At 63.9% G+C, this 17489-nt stretch carries 15 protein-coding genes and 2 tRNA genes; 11 read left to right on the plus strand and 6 right to left on the minus strand.

The window, feature by feature from the left end; genetic code table 11:
- Nucleotides 1-179: 179 nt before the first annotated feature.
- From V6B97_RS03825 to V6B97_RS03840, 4 genes are all read left to right on the plus strand, one after another.
- Nucleotides 180-659: a cytochrome c3 family protein gene (locus V6B97_RS03825; RefSeq protein WP_333505173.1), complete on the plus strand. Its 480-nt coding sequence runs from the start codon at nt 180-182 to the stop codon at nt 657-659.
- 40 nt (nt 660-699) lie between these two features.
- A complete protein-coding gene (locus V6B97_RS03830) occupies nt 700-2253 on the plus strand; it encodes an ammonia-forming cytochrome c nitrite reductase subunit c552 (protein ID WP_333505247.1) in 1554 nt (517 codons plus the stop codon).
- 1183 nt (nt 2254-3436) lie between these two features.
- Complete coding sequence (locus tag V6B97_RS03835; RefSeq protein ID WP_333505174.1) at nt 3437-3877, plus strand: hypothetical protein; 441 nt, start codon at nt 3437-3439, stop codon at nt 3875-3877.
- Between the two features lie 91 nt (nt 3878-3968).
- Complete coding sequence (locus V6B97_RS03840; RefSeq protein WP_333505175.1) at nt 3969-4424, plus strand: DUF3828 domain-containing protein; 456 nt, start codon at nt 3969-3971, stop codon at nt 4422-4424.
- Between the two features lie 128 nt (nt 4425-4552).
- On the opposite strand, the gene V6B97_RS03845 is transcribed toward V6B97_RS03840, so the two are convergent.
- Together V6B97_RS03845 and V6B97_RS03850 are read right to left on the minus strand one after the other, a co-directional pair.
- Nucleotides 4553-5875 carry an L-cysteine desulfidase family protein gene (locus V6B97_RS03845; protein ID WP_333505176.1) on the minus strand — a complete coding sequence of 441 codons (1323 nt, stop codon included), beginning with the start codon at nt 5873-5875 and terminating at the stop codon, nt 4553-4555.
- A gap of 291 nt (nt 5876-6166) precedes the next feature.
- Nucleotides 6167-6928 (minus strand): LexA family transcriptional regulator, encoded by a 762-nt coding sequence (locus V6B97_RS03850; protein WP_333505177.1) that lies wholly within the window; start codon nt 6926-6928, stop codon nt 6167-6169.
- A gap of 259 nt (nt 6929-7187) precedes the next feature.
- On the opposite strand from V6B97_RS03850, the gene V6B97_RS03855 reads away from it, so the two are divergent.
- Together V6B97_RS03855 and V6B97_RS03860 are read left to right on the plus strand one after the other, a co-directional pair.
- Nucleotides 7188-7616 carry a hypothetical protein gene (locus V6B97_RS03855; RefSeq protein ID WP_333505178.1) on the plus strand — a complete coding sequence of 143 codons (429 nt, stop codon included), beginning with the start codon at nt 7188-7190 and terminating at the stop codon, nt 7614-7616.
- Nucleotides 7617-7657: 41 nt separating this feature from the next.
- Nucleotides 7658-7882: a helix-turn-helix domain-containing protein gene (locus tag V6B97_RS03860; RefSeq protein ID WP_333505179.1), complete on the plus strand. Its 225-nt coding sequence runs from the start codon at nt 7658-7660 to the stop codon at nt 7880-7882.
- Nucleotides 7883-7885: 3 nt separating this feature from the next.
- Here V6B97_RS03860 and V6B97_RS03865 read toward each other — a convergent pair whose 3' ends face one another.
- Nucleotides 7886-8308 carry a hypothetical protein gene (locus V6B97_RS03865; protein WP_333505180.1) on the minus strand — a complete coding sequence of 141 codons (423 nt, stop codon included), beginning with the start codon at nt 8306-8308 and terminating at the stop codon, nt 7886-7888.
- Nucleotides 8309-8361: 53 nt separating this feature from the next.
- Between V6B97_RS03865 and V6B97_RS03870 the strand changes: the two genes are divergently transcribed.
- Genes V6B97_RS03870 through V6B97_RS03885 form a run of 4 tightly spaced genes read left to right on the plus strand, consistent with a single transcriptional unit; the run spans nt 8362 to nt 13702 of the window.
- A complete protein-coding gene (locus V6B97_RS03870; protein ID WP_333505181.1) occupies nt 8362-8496 on the plus strand; it encodes a hypothetical protein in 135 nt (44 codons plus the stop codon).
- Between the two features lie 45 nt (nt 8497-8541).
- Complete coding sequence (locus V6B97_RS03875; protein ID WP_333505182.1) at nt 8542-11811, plus strand: DNA-binding domain-containing protein; 3270 nt, start codon at nt 8542-8544, stop codon at nt 11809-11811.
- Nucleotides 11808-13364, plus strand: coding sequence for a tail fiber protein (locus tag V6B97_RS03880; protein WP_333505183.1), 1557 nt, complete (start codon nt 11808-11810; stop codon nt 13362-13364). Before V6B97_RS03875 ends, V6B97_RS03880 begins: the two co-directional genes overlap by 4 nt.
- Nucleotides 13364-13702, plus strand: a complete 339-nt coding sequence (locus V6B97_RS03885; protein WP_333505184.1) for an XkdW family protein — start codon at nt 13364-13366, stop codon at nt 13700-13702. Before V6B97_RS03880 ends, V6B97_RS03885 begins: the two co-directional genes overlap by 1 nt.
- Nucleotides 13703-13988: 286 nt before the next feature.
- Here the strand turns inward: V6B97_RS03885 and V6B97_RS03890 are convergent.
- Nucleotides 13989-14066, minus strand: a tRNA-Glu gene (locus tag V6B97_RS03890).
- Between the two features lie 6 nt (nt 14067-14072).
- Nucleotides 14073-14147: transfer RNA gene (locus tag V6B97_RS03895), tRNA-Gln, on the minus strand.
- A gap of 664 nt (nt 14148-14811) precedes the next feature.
- On the opposite strand from V6B97_RS03895, the gene V6B97_RS03900 reads away from it, so the two are divergent.
- On the plus strand, nt 14812-15333 hold the full coding sequence (locus V6B97_RS03900) for a GNAT family N-acetyltransferase (protein ID WP_333505185.1): 522 nt from the start codon (nt 14812-14814) through the stop codon (nt 15331-15333).
- Between the two features lie 363 nt (nt 15334-15696).
- On the opposite strand, the gene V6B97_RS03905 is transcribed toward V6B97_RS03900, so the two are convergent.
- On the minus strand, nt 15697-17406 hold the full coding sequence (locus V6B97_RS03905; RefSeq protein WP_333505186.1) for a glutamine--tRNA ligase/YqeY domain fusion protein: 1710 nt from the start codon (nt 17404-17406) through the stop codon (nt 15697-15699).
- Between the last annotated feature and the right edge of the window lie 83 nt (nt 17407-17489).

A 17489-nucleotide genomic window follows, 5' to 3' on the forward strand; every position in this document is an offset into this window, starting at 1 on the left:
TTTTTGAACAGGCGGATGTGCCGGATTTCACGTAACGGCACGGGTCTTGAAGACCGGGCCTCACCAAGTGCCGTGCGCGTCCGTCGGGCTGAACGGGCGCGGGCACGGATGCACCCGGAGGTGCGAACCCCCGGCCGCATGCGGACGGGGTGGGCGCCCTCCACAGCAAGGAGGCGGAAATGTCAGAGGAAGCACCTCGCAACGGACGAACGGGGCTGCGGCTCATCGTCGTCGGGGCGGCCCTGGGGGTCGTGCTGGCGGCGGGGGCGGGCTTCGGCATGAAGGTCACGGACCGGCGTCCGTTCTGCGCGAGCTGTCACATCATGCAGGAGGCGGCGTTGACCCACAAGGCGTCCACGCACGCCAAGCTCGACTGCAACGAGTGCCACGCTCCGCACAACCTTGCCGCCAAGCTGCCCTTCAAGGCGGCGGCGGGGGCCAGGGACGTCTACATGAACACGCTGGGCAGACCGGACGACGTGATCCATTCGGGCCAGTCCACCAAGGACGTGGTCAACGCCAACTGCAAGGCATGCCACACCATGACCAACACGCAGGTGGCCAGCATGGATACCAAACCCTATTGCGTGGACTGCCACCGCAACGTCCAGCACATGCGCATGACGCCGATCAGCACAAGGAAGGTCGCCGATGGATAATCTGAGGAATGACAAGCTGTCGCTTCGCACGGTGCGCGGCATGGCCCGCAGGGGGGCCCTGCTGCTTGCCGTCTCGCTGGTCCCCTTCGTTCTCGCGGGCTGTTCCGACGTTCCGGAACTGAAGACCCCGGTGTTCAAGACCAAGATCGCGGTGGAAGAAACCCGCAGCAGCGCGTTCAAGGCGGAATTTCCCCAGCAGTACGCCAGCTACGAGCGCAACGACGAAAGCACCGTGATGACCGAATTCAACGGGTCGGTGCCGTTCAACAAGAACGACAACGTCGATCCGCTGCCCGAAGGCTACAAGCACGCCCAGCCGTACCTGAAGAACCTGTGGCTGGGCTATCCGTTCAGCTACGAGTACCGCAACGCGCGCGGCCACACCAAGGCGCTGGAAGACTTCCTGCACATCGACCGCATCAACACCTACGCCGAGAAGGGCGGCCTGCCCGCCACCTGCTGGAACTGCAAGACCCCCAAGATGATGGGCTGGGTGAAGCAGTACGGCGACGACTTCTGGGCCAAGGACGTCAACGAGTTCCGCGACAAGATCGACATGAAGGACGAGACCATCGGCTGCGCCAACTGCCACGACCCGCAGACCATGGAACTGCGCCTGTACAGCGAACCGCTGAAGGACCAGCTGAAGGCGCAGGGCAAGGACTGGGCGACGCTGACCCGCAACGAGAAGCGTTCGCTGGTCTGCGGCCAGTGCCACGTGGAATACTACTTCCAGGACAAGGAAAAGGGCGTCGCCAAGAAGCCCGTGTTCCCCTGGGCGGACGGCTACGACCCGCAGGACATGTACGCCTACTACAAGACGGCGGGCAATTCGCAGGCCAAGGGCTTCGAGGGCAACTTCGTGGACTGGACGCACCCGGTGTCCAAGACGCCCATGATCAAGGCCCAGCACCCCGAATACGAAATGTGGCAGAACGGCGTGCACGGCGCGGCGGGCGTTTCCTGCGCCGACTGCCACATGGGCTACACCCGCACCGACGACAAGAAGAAGATCTCGGGCCACTGGTGGACCTCGCCCCTGAAGGACCCGGACCTGCGCGCCTGCCGCCAGTGCCATTCGGACAAGAGCCCCGACTACCTGCGCTCGCGCGTGCTGTTCAGCCAGCAGCGGACCTTCGACCAACTGCTGAAGGCCCAGGACCTGTCCGTGAAGGCGCACGAGGCCGTGCGCCTGGCCTCGGAATTCCAGGGCGCCAAGCCCGCCAACTATGACGAACTGATGATCCAGGCGCGCGAAATGGTGCGCAAGGGCCAGTTCTTCTGGGATTACGTATCGGCCGAGAACAGCGTGGGCTTCCACAACCCGGCCAAGGCGCTGGATACGCTGGCCTCTTCGCAGCAGTACAGCCAGCAGGCCGTGGACCTGGCCAGCGAGGCCACCGGCTTCGCCATCTCCAAGGACCTGGCGGGCGACATCCATAAGATCGTGCCGCCCATCCTGAAGCACAGCCGCAAGCTGCAACAGGACCCCGAGCACATGAAGACGCACGTCTGGTTCAGGTACATCCCTGTCCTGCCCAAGGCGGACAAGGTGTGGGACGGCCAGAAGAAGCTGGTTTCCGCCGCCCAGTAGGGCGGATGGAGAGGAATGGATGGAAGGCGGGGGCCGGGTAGGTCCCCGCCCGCGAGAAGGACATGACGTGCCGCGCGGGCGGCATGCGGCGCGCGCCGGATCGATTTCCCACGGCGCGCCCGCCGGGCCGGGAAAGGCCGTCCGGGATGTTCCGGACAGGCGAATCCCTTTCCGGGGGCCCGACGCCCGAAGCCACCGCCCGCGCGGCGCGTTGCAGACATGGTTTCGCCTTGGATATCCTTCACAGGACATGACAGCCAGAACTGGCAGGGGGGCGCCCATCGGGGGCGCCCTTCGTCGTTGTGTGAGGGGCGGAGGGAGAGGCGGAGGGGGGGGCAACGATGTCGGCGTGCCGTTTCTGGTGCTGTGCAAGTAGCCACAGTCGTTTTTTAGCGTGTCTGTTTTTTTATTCGATTGTACAGTATAAGTAAATAGATGCATTGCATGTATCCAGAAAAATAACCTCGAAAACCTATTTCTGTATGTTCATTCTTTTTAAATAGAAATAAATCTGGCCTCACATTGTCGCCACCGGTGATGTTGTGTGACCATGACGTAAACATAAATGCCATAAATAAAAAAACAGAATATATCATTATGCATGAAATAATTTTATTTATGTAATTCTCTTTTTTTGTATTTACTGCTGTGGTAAGAAGTATTGATGTCCAAAAAATAATGAATATGTATGTATAAAAAATACTTACATCTTTAAAAATATCCAAAAAGTACCAGATAAACATTTCAGACAAGAATATACATAGTATAGTGATGATTTTTTTTGTGTTATCAGTGATCGTCATAATAAGATCCATGACTGGAGTAGAAGGGGTGTACATGAGGGGGGAGCTGAGACTACATCATGATAGTCATGTGATTATGCTGAATTAGTGTTGGTGTCCTGGCAGACATTGCGCCTTGTGTCCTTCTTCTGCCCGGTCGTGTCAAGACTATCCTTGAGCTTTTGCGGTATGTTCGACACGCTCTGGCGGAATCCGCTGTGCTCCCCGCCATGGCTCGGCCTTGTGTTCTCTCATGGCGCCCTTGGATTTCGTTCGCTTCCGGCGAAAAGGCGGCCTGTGGTATTTCTGTCGGGTTGATGCAGTATGTTCAGGAGTACGCACCTTATCCTGAAAGTATCTGTTGTGTTGATGGGGGATGTGCGAGCTTATCGGAGGATGAAATGAAGACGTGGAGATGGATATATTGTATTGCTCTGCTGGTATCGATGCTGATTTTTCATGCAGTCGATGGCTACTGCACGGAGAAGACGCCAGAACAACTGGTACATGATTTCTATCAGTGGTATTTTGCGAAAAATAGTGGCAGTGATATGGCGGAGAGAAGGGATGAAATCCATAAATATGTAGCAAGAATGCTGGTTGATGATGTCCGCAAGGATACGTCAGGAATATATTATTTCACGAAGGTTGGCAGCTATGGGGCGTGGTGGGACGGTGCTGCTACCGAGGTGAAGAAGGCGGTAGAAATTGGCGGTGGCGTTTTTATGGTGCCTGTAGAGTTTGTTTTGGAGCGAGAGAGGCGAAATGTCGTTGCTTTGGTGAAGCGATATGGGGGTGCATTGAAAATATTCAAGGTTATGGATGTATATCCTTTTATGTGAAAGGCATTGAAGGTGATGTAGCGCAGAGTGTACGCGGGGCTTGAAGTGTTGTTCCGTTTTATTTTGTATAATATATCAATGGACTAGGTAAATGAGAAAATACGTAATTGTAGTTGTAGTTGCCTTGATGTTCGGTTGTGCATCATTGCGCAAGAGTGAAGGCGAGTTGCCAGGTAGCCCTGAAAAATTTGTTTACAATTTTTATCAGTGGTATATGCGGGAAGCAATACTGTTCAGCAATGATCCTTTGAAGAATAATGAAATATATCGGTATGTATATAGTAGTACGGTACGCAGGAACCTCATCGAACTGGACAGGAGAAATTACTGGGTGGACTATTTCCTGGATTCCCAGGACCCCAATGAGGAGTGGCTCGAAACTATTCACGTCTACAAGGCAATAGCCATCAACGATTCCGTCACGGTCGTCTCCGTGAACTTCGCCGGAGACAAGCCGGAATACACGCCCCTTCTTGTGTTTCTTGGGAAGGAGAACGGGAAACTCCGCATCATCAAGGTGGAAAGGGCGGCCCACTGGTCGGAATGACGTGGTGCGCGGGCCGGTCTTTTGCCGAACCGCCACACCCCCCTGTCATGACCAAACGCAAGATCGGCCCGTCGCCATGCGTCGGGCCGATCTTGCGATGTTTCCATGATGCGGGTCGGGGTACCGCCCTATTGCACGCCGCGCTCCAGTAGGCGGATGATGGCCACGTCCACGGCGGCGAAGCCCAGGCTGGACACCTCGCCCAGCGAACGCAGCGAGGCGCGGAAATCGGGCGAGACGATGCCTTCGGCCCCGGTCATGCCCGGCCCGTGCAGGGCCAGTTGCGCCGCACTCCAGGCTTCGGCGGCGGCGGTGCCCACCTTGAGCGCGCAGCCGCCCTTGGCCCCGTCGCAGATCATGCCCATGACCGACGAAAACACCAGCGCCACGGCCTGTTCGGCCTGCGCGGGCGTGCCGTCCGCAAGGCGCACCAGCGCGGCGGCGGCGCCCGCCCCGGCGGCCACGGCGCAGCCGCACAGCGGGGTGAGGCGGCCCGTGCGGGCCTTTACCGCGCCGGTGACCAGGTGCGACAGGGCCAGCGCGCGGGCCAGTTCCGCATCGCTGCGTCCCCAGGCGCGCGCGGCCAGCGCCGGGGGAATGATGGCAGTAAGCCCGTGGTTGCCGGAACCGGCGCTGCTCATGACCGGCTGGTTGGCCCCGGCCATGCGCACGTCTGCGGCGGCAGCCGTGGTGGCCTTCACGCGTGCCCCCAAATCCCGCGCGCCGATATCCGGCGCGCAGGTGTCCGTACAGTCCCCGTCGCGCAGGGGCATGCCCAGAGCATGGCCCAGGGTGTGCCCCACGGCGAGGCCCCATGGGCTGGTCAGGCCCTGTTCGGCCACGGCCAGGTTCATCTTCGCACCGCGCAGCAGGTCGCGGGCAAGGGCGTCGTCGATTCCGTCGGCCCAGGCCCACAGGTCGTCGAAGGCGGCCCGTTGCAGGTCGGCCATGTACGGGGGCAGGCTGTCGCCACCCAGGGCGTCTTCCGCGCGGTAGACCACCTGTCCGTTGTGGCGCACCTCGGCCACGCGGTCGTGCCGCCCCGCCACCACGGCCACCACCAGATGGCCGGGCCGGTACAGTTCCGCCTCAGCGTATACCGTGGGCACGTCCTGCACGATCTCCTGCGTCACCGCGCCGCGTTCGGTCAGGGCGCGGGCGGCGGCCACGTCGCCGGGGGTGACGGCGGCCAGCGATTGCAGGCCCATGCCCGCGTCGCCCGCCAGGGCGCCCAGTGCGGAGGCCAGCATGTTGCCGCGCAACCCCTGCGCGCCGGGAATGCCCACGGACTGGCCGTTCTTGTAGATGTTGGCCGAAAGACGCAGGTGGATGCGCTCCGGCGGGGCGGGCAGATGGCGCGCGGCGGTGGCTGCGGCAAGGGCCACTGCCCCTGGTTCGGTGCAGCCCAAGGCGGGCTTTACTTCGGCGGCGAAAAAGGCGGCGATGTCCATGTGTTAGGGGTCAGGAGAGTTGAGACACGAGGAAGCGCCTTGATCGAATAGGACGAATGCGCGACGAAAGCAGGACTGGTGCGGGTTTCGTCGGATTGTCGCGCGAAAACCGGGTCGAATTCCAAGATGAGATTTCATCGCGGACTTCGGCCCGGTTTTTTCATGCAAGGTAAGATTTCTCGCGGCTCGCCTGCCCGCTGCGGCTCCGTTTTTCCCGTCCGTTCCGGCGTTGCCTGGCGCACGTGTGTTGCGTGTCTGATTCGACACAAAAACAGCCTGAAAAATGCGGTGCTAGTGCGCCTCGCGGCACCACCAGAGGACGCGGCCAATGACGCGGATGCTTTCCATGTCCTGGCTTTCGCGGTGAACCTCTATGGGGGCGTAGGCAGGGTTGGCGCTGGATATGACCAGGCGGCCCGGCAGCAGGCTCAACCGTTTGACGAACACACCCTCGTCGATGCCCACAGCGTAGATCGCGCCGGGGATGATCTCGGTCTTGCCCTGGTCAATGAGCACCATGTCCCCGTTCTGGATGTCGGGGGCCATGGAGTCGCCGACCACATCCATGAGCACCATCTGGGCTGGTGAACCCTTGCGGCACAGCCAGTCGGAGCGGAACGCATAGCGGCCCACGGATTCCCCGTTGACCTCCAGGCTGCCGCCGCCAGCGGAGAGGCGCGCCTTTACCTTGGTGACGAGCACCATGTCGCAGTCGGGTTCCGTGCCCTCGAACAGGGGGCGCGCATCGAGCGCGTTGGGCTGTGCGCGGGACGCCAGCAGTCTGCGCGCGACCTCCGCGCCGGGCAGGGTTGCCTGGCCGGACGGCTCTCCGGGGTGCATTGGCCCGCGACCGAAGAACAGCCAGTCTGCTGAAACATTGAACTTTTCCGCAATGGTTTCAACCCATCCGGTGGGTATCTGCTGGCGTTTTTTTGCAGCAGCGACGGACGGTGGCTTTATCCCAAGAATGTTAGCTAACGCCGTATCCCCTTTAGCTTGGGTAGCAGCAAATATTCTGGCTAACTTCTCTTCAAACAATTTCGCGTTGTCCATTGAGAACTCCGAAACTAACTCCGAAGTCCGTCATAGCTAAAATAGCTATAAAACACGTCGAGTTAGCCAAAATAGCGCAAAAATCGAACTGCGAAGTACTTTTTGGCTTGCCGTGCCTAGCTAAAGTCTATAAAACGGACTTGCGGGCGTAGGAAAGATTATCGCTAACCCTACCTAAACCGCCCGCAACCAAGGGTCAACGTCCATGAACAGATAGTGATTGGACGTTGGCCCACCACCCCAGCGGACGGCGAACGACATGCGGCAATGTTCCCTCTTTGATGGCGGCAACGACAGTGCGCTGGCGGGCCTTGTGCCTGCCGTGCGCGCGGCCATGAACGTTGCCGCCGGTCAGGACGAGGACGGGCGCAAGCGCTTGGTGGACCGCATCAACCAGATCGCGGCAAGCGCCGGGATTCGGCTGACCGCTGGCAACACCAGGGCCATCAGCAAGGACACGTTGGACAAGTGGCTGGCGCCAGGCGACCGGGACCACACCCCGTCGTTGCTGGCGGTGGTGGCGTTTTGCCGGGCGACCGGCGACGCGGGGGCGCTGCGGGTGCTGCTGCGCGCCATGGGGCTGGACGTGATGACGGAAGAGGACAGACGGCTGCGGGACTATGGTCGGGCGTGCCTGGAAGAGCGGGCGGCCCGCAAGCGCAAGAGGCAGTTGGAGGGCGACATATGAGTGTTGAGATGCGGCGGAAGTGCGGAGCGGCACGGGCGCAGGTGCGTTTCCGCATCCGCGAGGAACTGGAACGGCGCAACCTGACCATGACGGCGCTGGCCGACCAGATCGGCGTTTGCAACCAGGCCGTTTCCAACACGGTGAACGGCAGGTTGCACAGCCCGAAGGTGTTGCAGGCGCTGCGCGACGCGGGCGTGCCGGAGAAGTACCTGTTCGACCCCGCGAAGGTCTGCGGGGCGGACGCAACGGAAGGGAGGGTGGCGTGATGGCTACTTGCCGCAGAAAAGCTGCTCAAGGCGCTGAAAGCGCACAATGTCCGACCGAACACAGGCCGGGCAGAGCATGTAACAGACGGATTCGCCGCGCAGTTCGGCGCGCGTCACGACCCACCCCGCACTGTGCGCCATGCTGTCTATGCATTTGTCGGGCTGGATGCGCCCATTGGGATGGTCTTCCATCTTCGCAGAAAATGCCTGGTGCTTCTCCAGTGCAAACACGGTGCGCTTGCCACAACGCAGGCACAGATACGCCTTGCGGATGCACAGGGGGCCAAATTCCGTCGGAATCCTCTTCCGCCCCAGAAAGGGGGGAAGGTGTTCGGAGCAGCAGGGGTCAAACGTCGCGTCCCGTTGTGCAGTGGGCGGAAAATACTGATCAAGGTTGTACGGATCAGGCTCTTGATTTTCGCTCATGGGTAGGCCCCCGGACAGACGACATGTGCAAAATGCTGAATGCTGACGCCACGATGAAGAAGCATTTTCGCGCCATACACGAAACCATGGAAAAGTACAACATTCCGCACAACTACAGGATGTTGTTGCAGGCCATTGTTGACCCGGACGGTTCGATTTTCGGCCCCGGTCTTGACGACGTTTACTAACTGCACCGTGGGGCACGGGCAGAGACCTCCACGGCGGCAATGAATATGGCAGCACTGAAAGAGACATTCACCGCACAGGAGTTGGCCCAACTCCTCTCTCGCACAGATCGCGCAATACAAATGCGCGCCGAGCGCGAGGGGTGGGCATCACGGCCCCGCGCTGGCCGTGGCGGCGGGCACGAGTGGCTGGTGGCGTCGATGCCGGAGGCCACGCGGGCGGCGCTGACCGTGGCGCTGGCCCGGCAGGCGGAGGCCGCCGCGCCGCCCGTGGCGCGGGTGAGCGATGTGGTGGTGCCGGACTGGGCATGGCGCGTGGCGCGCGCCCGGTACCGGGTTGTTGCCGAGTGGCGGGCCACCATTGTGCGGCAGAAAGTGCGCGGGATAAGCGGCAAGGGTGCGACGGAGGCATTTCTGGCGGCCTACCGCAGCGGCACGCTGCTGCCGCGCGAGGTGATGGAGGCGGCGGGCGAGGTGAGCCGCCCCACCCTGTACCGCTGGGACAAGGCCCTGCGCGAGGCGGGCGAGGACATGGAGGTTCTGGCCGACAAGCGCGGCGGGTGGGCCAACGGGCGCAAGAAGGGACTGGGGCAGATAGGCCCGGACGCGGAGGCGGCGTTTTTGGCGGCGTACCTGACGCCCAACCGGCCATCCATGACGCTGGCCTACCGGGCCATGGAACTGGTGCTGCAACGGCAGGGGCTGGACGTGCCCAGCTATGCGTCGGTGCGGCGGTTCTTCGAGCGGTTCGACAGCTACCACCACGACCTGGTGGTGCTGCGGCGCGACGGGGAAAAGGCGCTGGCCGACAAGGTGGGGGCGTACCTGAACCGTGACGACCGCATTCTGCGCGTGGGCGACGTGCTGTTCGCCGACGGGCACGTGCTGAACTTCGACGTGCTGCACCCGGAAACGGGCAAGCCCTGCCGCATGACCCTGATCGGCTGGCAGGACTGGGCAAGCCGCATGCCGGTGGGCTGGGAGATCATGCCCACGGAGAACACCGTGGCCGTTTCCGCCGCGCTGCGCATGAGCATCCTGAACCTGGGGAAGTGCCCGCAGGTGGTCTACCTGGACAACGGCAAGGCGTTCAAAAACAAGTTCTTTTCGGAGCGCAGCGACCTTGCGGAACTGGACGGGCTGTACGTGCGGCTGGGCATCGACGTGGTGCATTCGCTGCCCTACCAGGGCCGCACCAAGGTCATCGAGCGGTTCTGGGGTTCGTTCAACGAGGAGTGCGCCCGCATCCTGCCGAGCTACCGGGGGCGCTGCATAGACGACCAGCCCGCGCACCTGCACCGCAACGAGCGGTGGCACAAGGCCCGCCACAACGAATGGGTGCCCACCGTGGACGACGTGGGCCGCATTCTTGCCCTGTACGTGGAATGGCACGCCCGGCGCGAGCACCCCACGCGGCCCGGTCGGAGCATCCGCGAGGTGTTCGACGAGGGGCGCGGGCCGGGGTTCAGCGAGGCGCAACAGGCCGACCTTGACCGGCATTTCCTGTGGCGGCGGGAGGTCACCCCCAGGCGTTGCCGCATCACCATCGCGGGCGTCGAGTTCGAGTCGGACGCGCTGTACGGCGTCAACAAGCGGCTGACGGCCATGTTCGCGTGGTCGGACCTTTCGGAGGTGCGACTGTACGACGACGGGCGCTACATCGCCACGGCCCGGCCCGTGGCCAGCCTGAACCCGCTGGCAAAGCACTTCGGCGACAAGCTGGACATGGACAGCGTGGCCGCCGCCAACAAGCGGGTGCGTCAGATGAAGCGCGACACGGTGCGACTGGCGCGGGAACTGGACGGCCCCGTCAACGTGAGCATGGCCAGGATGGCCGCCGGGGCGCGCGGCGTCATCAGCATGGCCAAGCTGGGTGGCGCGGTGCTTTCCGCGTTTGCTGACGTGTTCGTGAAGGCCGCGAACCTGCGCCACAACGGGGAGAACCTGCTGTCCGCGTGGCGGCTGGCGTTCGACATGCGGCTGGAACGCCTGGCAAGCCCGGAGCAGAAGGAACTGGGCCGGGCGCTGGGGGTGTACGCGGACGGCTTTGTGCGGAACCTGCACGACCGCTTCGGCATGCTGGAGGGCGACCCCGGCGGGGGCATGACCCGCTGGATGAACACGTTCTTCCGGTACTCCGGCCTGGATGCGTGGACCGAGGGGCACAAGGCCGCCTACACGCACTATCTGTCCAACCGGCTGGCGGAACACGCGGAGACGCCGTTCCGCGAGTTGGACGCGCACATGGCCGCGAACCTGCGCAGGCACGGCCTGGAGGACCGTTGGGACCTGATGCGCCGCCTGGTGCAGGTTGGTCCGGACGGGAGGCGCTACGTGGTGCCCGAACGGGCGTTCGATCTGGGCGACGCCGACGTGGAGCATCTGCTGCGCGGGGCGTGGGACGAGTCGGGCAGGCCGGGCTACAGGGAACCCAGGAAGGCCAGCGGGGAGAGCGACGCGGAGTTTGCCGCGCGGGCGGCGCTGGCCGAGGCCAGGCATGCCGATGCGGTGGCCGCGTGGGAGGCCGGGCGGGCGCGGGAACTGGACCGGCTGCGGCGCGACCTGGCCACCGACGTGATGGGCTATTACGCCGATGAGACCCGGTACGCCGTGCTGGAGCCGGACGAGAAGACGCGGGCGCTGATGTACCAGGGCACGCGGCCCGGCACGGTGGTGGGCGAGGTGCTGCGCAGCGTGCTTCAGTTCAAGTCGTTCAGCGCGGTGTACGGCCAGCGCTTTCTGCGGGAAATGCGCTGGCAGCGGGCCGGGCACGAGCAGCGCATCCTGGCGGACATGCCGGGTATGGTGCACGCCGTGGCCGGGTCGGTGCTCATGGGCTATGTGGCCATAACCGCCAAGGACCTGGCCAAGGGACGGCAGCCCCGTGACCCCATGAAGCCGGAAACGTGGATGGCGGCGGTCGTGCAGAGCGGCGGGCTGGGCATCTTCGGCGACTACGCCCTGGGCGTGAAGAACCGGTTCGGTTCCGAGGCGGCCAGCGCCCTGCTGGGGCCGCTGCCCACGCTGGCCTCGCAGGTGCTGCCCATTTCCGGGCAACTGGTGCGGGGTGAATTGGAGGGGGCCGGGGAAGACGCGCTACGGCTGGGCATCAACAGCACGCCATTCATCAACCTGTGGTACACGCGCGGAGCCCTGGATTACCTGCTGCTGTTCCACATCCGCGAGGCGCTTTCGCCGGGCACGCTGGCCCGGTCGGAACGGAAACTGCGGGAAGAATACAACCAGACGTACCTGCAACTGGGGCCGGTGGACCTGACGCCCAGCAAGGTGGTGCGGCGCGGAGGTGGTTTCAGATGATTACCGGGCAGCAGACGAAGGTCGTATACCTGACGGACGGGACACAGACCGAATTCCCCCTGCCGTTCTTCTTTTTCGACCAGGGCGATGTGGCTGTGAGCACCGTGGACCAGTTCGGCGTGGAGACGCAGATCACGACGGGCTACGCGGTGTCCGGCGCCCAGGACGAAGACGGCGGGACGGCCACGTTTGCCGCGCCACCGGCCGCCGGGCTGAAGCTGGTGCTGCGCCGCCGCACGGCGCGCAAGCAGGAGACGCGGTATCCGGAAGGTGGGAAGTTTCCGAGCCGTACCGTGGAGACGGACTTCGACAAACTGGTGGCCATCGCCCAGGAACTGACCGAAGAGGTGGGGCGATGCGTGCAGACGCCGCCGGACGATTCCATTGACCGGAATGACCTGGTGCAGGAACTGCTGGCGGCCCGTGGGGCTGCTGCGGCCAGCGCCGAGGAGGCGGAGGCGGCCAGAATGGGGGCGGAAGAGGCGGAGGCGGCCGCCGAGGAAGCGCAGGCTGGAGTTGGGGCGGCGCGGGATGCGGCTGAGGCAGCCCGCGTTGCTGCCGAGGCCGCCGCCGAGGGCGTGGCTCAGGCCGTGGCGGATGCACGGCAGGACGTGCTGGCCTCCGCAGCGTTCGTGCCCATCGGGGCCATTCTGGACTTTCCGGTGAACACCGTGCCGGTGGGCTTTCTGGTCTGCGCCGGGCAAGTCGTGACGCGGGAGGCGTACCCGGACCTGGTGACCTACCTGACCGGCGACCCCGAGGCGCTCACCGCCACGCTGCCCGACCTGCGCGGCGAGTTCCGGCGCGGGGCGGACCTTGGGCGCGGCGTGGACGCCGGGCGCGAGCCGGGCAGCGCGCAGGCCGACCAGATGGAATACCACAGGCATTCCATTGGTCCGTATTACACCGTTACCGGTTCGGACAACACCTCCTCGACGCCGCGATGGTCCGCACTCAGTACGAACCGGACCCAGATTACCGTAAATACCAACTATGCGGGCGATACGGAAAACGGTTCCGAGAACCGCCCCCGCAACGTGGCCGTGGTGTCGTGCATCAAGGCGTACCACGCGCCCATGGCCGCCGAGCCGGTGGACCTGACGGAGGTGCTGGACCACCTTGATGCGCTGGCCGCCGTGATGAGTCCCAGCGCGGGGAAATTCTGCTGCATGTCATCCACCGACGGCACCACGCAATCACTGGCGGCGGCCACGGCAACACAACTGGCGGGAGCCAGCACCCTGTCCGTGGGGGCAATGGACTGGCGTTCGGGCTCGGATGTTTTCCAGATGACGGTTCCGGAGGCCGGGACATACCGCATCGGGGCGGCATGCGCCTCCGCAACCGGGGGTGGAACGTGGACGATGCAAATCCGTATTGACGGTGAAACCGTCGCCACCGGCTACAGCCCCAGTATCGGACAGGTGGCTGTCGATCATATCCAGACGCTGGCGGCCGGGTCCGTCGTGACGGTGTATGTCACGTGTTCGGTCGCGGGCACGCTGCTGCGCGCTGCTGGGCAAACCAGGCTGACCATGGAGAGGGTACGCTGATGCACAATGCACGCATGCACGAGGCGCTGTGCCGTTTGTTCCCCGATGCCCCCGAAGGGGCGTGGGAACTGGGGTGCGACGACGAAACCGACTGGGACGTGGCCATTGCCGTGTGGAACCTGACCTGCCCGCCGCCCGCGCAGGAGGAACTGGATGCGGTGTACGCGCTGCTGGCCCAGGAGGATGCGGCAGCGGCGCAGGACGCGCCGCCGGTGGTCATAGCGTCGGACACCATCACCGTGGCGGATGCGGAGATACTGTGGGCTGCCGCACAAGGGGGCGGCCAGACAACGCCGAACGTCGTGGCTGCCTGGTTGCTGGCGAAGCTGGAGCTCTAGATAGGTGGTGCCACAAGCAACGAGCGTGCCGACATGTGTCCTCGGGACGGCGCGTTGTCCAAGTTGCCTGACAAGGAATCTCGGGTTGGTTGGCGCGGGACACCATGGGGCCTCCTGCTTGTGCGCGGGCGGCCGGGAGGAGAGGGGGAGCGGATTCCGGCATGCCGCGCGGTGTGCGGGCGTCTGTTGCGTGCACGCCCGTTGGCGTCGCCTGGCGATACGGCGTGCGCTACGGGGGGATACGCGAAAAGGGGCCACGGCGAACCGTGACCCCTTGATGGCGTGGTGGCGTTCCCAGGGGGATTTGAACCCCCGTCGACGGCGTGAAAGGCCGTTGTCCTAGGCCAGGCTAGACGATGGGAACGCATGTTGGCTGGGCTGCTAGGACTCGAACCTAGATTAGCGGAGCCAGAATCCGCCGTCCTGCCAATTGAACGACAGCCCAACAACGAGGTTGTGTATCTATCCGGCAGGCCCCCGGATGTCAACGAGAAATGCGCGAGGGTGGCGCACTTTTTATTCCTTGCGCGCAATGTCGTAAAAATGCACGGGGAATTGATGCCGGCAACGCGCCGGAGCCTCCCGTCCGCATGCCTGAAGGGCTGCGCCGCCCCGTCCCGAATGGGCTTTGCCGCTCGGGCAATACGCGGTATGCTCCGCCCGTCCGCATCGGACACCCGGCGGATTGCTCCGCGCGCTGCCCCGGCGGCTGCGGCGTGGTCCGTCCGGCACACGTTCTCATGTTGATTGGCGCACGCGCCGAGGTTTTTTTGCAGAGATTCGCACCAGAGAATGTCGCCCCCCGGTTGCGGGTAAATTGCTGGCAAATCGCTGGCGAAAGCCGTTCCCGGTAGGCGCGACGGCATGCCGTCCCCCGTCTGAGGGGGGGGCTGCCCGCACGGGGCCGTCACCCGGCTCCGCTCCATCCCGCCCTGCCGATTCCGTCCGATGCCATCGGGTGGTGGTCTTTGCTTTCGTCCCGCAACCATCCTTCCGACGTTTCCAGGCCGATCATTCGCCATGCGCGCCGCATGGCGGTCGTGCGCCAGCCGGGCAGCCTGCCCGGCCCGCGTCCGTCATGTCGCGCGCCGTACTTCAGGAGTGACGCAATGCACATCAGAGACGAACGCCCCGGCAACGAACAGGACAGCCGGGCGATCATCCACATTGAATACACGGCCTTCAAGGGCCATCCCATGCACGCCCCCGGCGCGGAACCCACCGAACATCGCATCGTCGAACGGCTGCGCGCCAGCGGCGACCTGACCCTGTCCCTGCTGGCCGAGGTAGACGGCGAACCCGTGGGCCACGTGGCTCTTTCCCCCGCCGTGGTGGGGGCGGACGCCGCTGGATGGTACCTGCTGGGGCCGGTGGGCGTGCTGCCGCCCATGCAGGGCAGGGGCATCGGCTCCGCCCTGATCCGCGAGGCGCTGCGCCGCCTGCGCGAGGCCGGAGCCCTGGGCGTGGTGCTGGTGGGCGACCCCGGCTACTACGCCCGATTCGGCTTCGCCCGCGTGCCGGGCCTTGGCTATCCGGGCGTGCCCGGCCAGTACGTGCTGGCCGTGCGCTTTGGCGACCGGCTGCCGCAGGGCGACATCACCGCCCACGCGGCCTTCGCGGAGACGGCGTAGGGGCTGTTTCTAAATTGTCCTTTCGCCCGTTGGCTTCGTCGAACTTCGCCTGCCATAGCTCTGCTGTCCTTATCCGTAAGGTTCGCTTCGCTCACCTAACGGCTAAGGCTCGGTCGAATACGATAAGAGCGCGATGCGGTCGCCATCCGTAATGCTCGAAAACTCGCATAACGGCTGCCGCATACTCCCTCATGGCAGGTTCGTTTTCCTTGCCAACGAACGAAAATCCTAAGTTAGCAACAGCCCCTAGCGCGGGCGCGTCCCGCGCCATCCGTCCGTTCTCCTCGCTTCCAAACAGAAACACCCCGGCGGGATGGCTCCCGCCGGGGTGTCGTGTATTCTTCTGTCTTCGGTCGGCGCTGGTTACGCGCCTTCCTTCTTCTCTATTTTGGCCCAGCTGTCGCGCAGGCCCACGGTGCGGTTGAACACCGGCTTGCCGGGCGCGCCGTCCTTGTCGGCGCAGAAGTAGCCGATGCGCTCGAACTGCACCCGCGTGCCGGGGGCCACGTTGGCCAGGGCCGGTTCCAGCATGGCGGTGACCACCTTCAGCGAATCGGGGTTCAGGTAGTCCACGAAGGTCTTGCCGTCTTCCGCCGCGTTGGGGTTTTCCACCGAGAACAGGTGGTCGTACAGGCGCACTTCCGCGTGCAGGGCGTGCGCGGCCGACACCCAGTGGATGGTGCCCTTCACCTTGCGCCCGTCCTGCGACCAGCCGCCCTTGGTGGCCGGGTCGTAGGTGCAGCGCAGTTCCACGATGTCGCCATTCGCGTCCTTCACCACCTCGCGGCAGGTGATGTAGTAGGCGTAGCGCAGCCGCACCTCCGCGCCGGGAGCTAGGCGGTGGTACTTCTTGGGCGGGTCTTCGCGGAAGTCGTCGCGCTCGATGTACAGCACCTTCGAGAAGGGCACCGTGCGCGAACCGTGTGCGGCGTCTTCCGGGTGGTAGGGCATGTCGAAGGTTTCCACCTGCCCGTCGGGGTAGTTCTCGATAACCACCTTGATGGGGTCCAGCACGCCCATCACGCGCGGGGCCACCGCGTTCAGGTGTTCGCGCATGCAGAATTCCAGCAGCGAGAAATCCACCACCGAATCGGCCTTGGCAACCCCGATGCGCGCGCAGAAGTCCTGCAACGCCTCCGGCGTGACGCCCCGGCGGCGCAGCCCGCTGATGGTGGGCATGCGCGGGTCGTCCCAGCCGTTCACGTAGCCGCCTTCCACAAGCTGGATCAGCTTGCGCTTGGACAGTACGGTATAGGTCAGGTTCAGCCGGGCGAACTCCAGCTGCTGCGGATGGTAGATGCCCAGGGTGTCCAGCGTCCAGTCGTACAGTTCGCGGTTGTTCACGAACTCCAGTGTGCAGATGGAGTGGGTGATGCCCTCGATGGAATCCGAGATGCAGTGCGTGTAGTCGTACATGGGGTAGATGCACCACGCGTCGCCGGTGCGGTGGTGATGGGCATGGCGGATGCGGTACAGCGTGGGGTCGCGCATGACCACGTTGGGCGAGGCCATGTCGATTTTGGCGCGCAACACGTGTTCGCCGTCCTTGAATTCGCCCGCGCGCATGCGCCGGAACAGGTCCAGGTTTTCCTCGATGGACCGGTCGCGGTAGGGGCTTTCCGTGCCGGGGGCGGTGAGCGTGCCGCGATGCTCGCGGATTTCGTCGGCCGACAGGCTGTCCACGTAGGCCTTGCCCGCCAGGATCAACTGCTCGGCGTGCAGGTAGAGTTGCTCGAAATAGTCGGAGGCGTAGAATTCGCGGTCTTCCCAGTCGCCGCCCAACCACTTCACGTCCTCGCGGATGGAATCCACGTATTCCTGGCTTTCCTTCAGCGGGTTGGTGTCGTCGAAGCGCAGGTTGCACTTGCCGCCGAATTCCCGCGCCACCCCGAAGTTGAGGCAGATGGACTTGGCGTGCCCGATGTGCAGGTAGCCGTTGGGTTCCGGGGGAAAGCGGGTGTGCACCCGGTTGTCGAAGCGGCCGCTGGCGTTGTCCGCCGTAATCAGCGCGCGGATGAAATCGAGACCCGGCTCGGCCTTGCGGTCGGGCTCGCTGGCGTTGTGATCGCTCATGATCGTGCGTTCCTGCTGGGGGTTTTCCGGCGGCCGTTCAGGCGGTCCGTCCGGGACGCGAAGAAAGATGCGGCAGGATACGG

The sequence above is a fragment of the Nitratidesulfovibrio sp. 1201_IL3209 genome, assembly GCF_036763125.1.
Classification (GTDB): Bacteria; Desulfobacterota; Desulfovibrionia; order Desulfovibrionales; family Desulfovibrionaceae; genus Cupidesulfovibrio.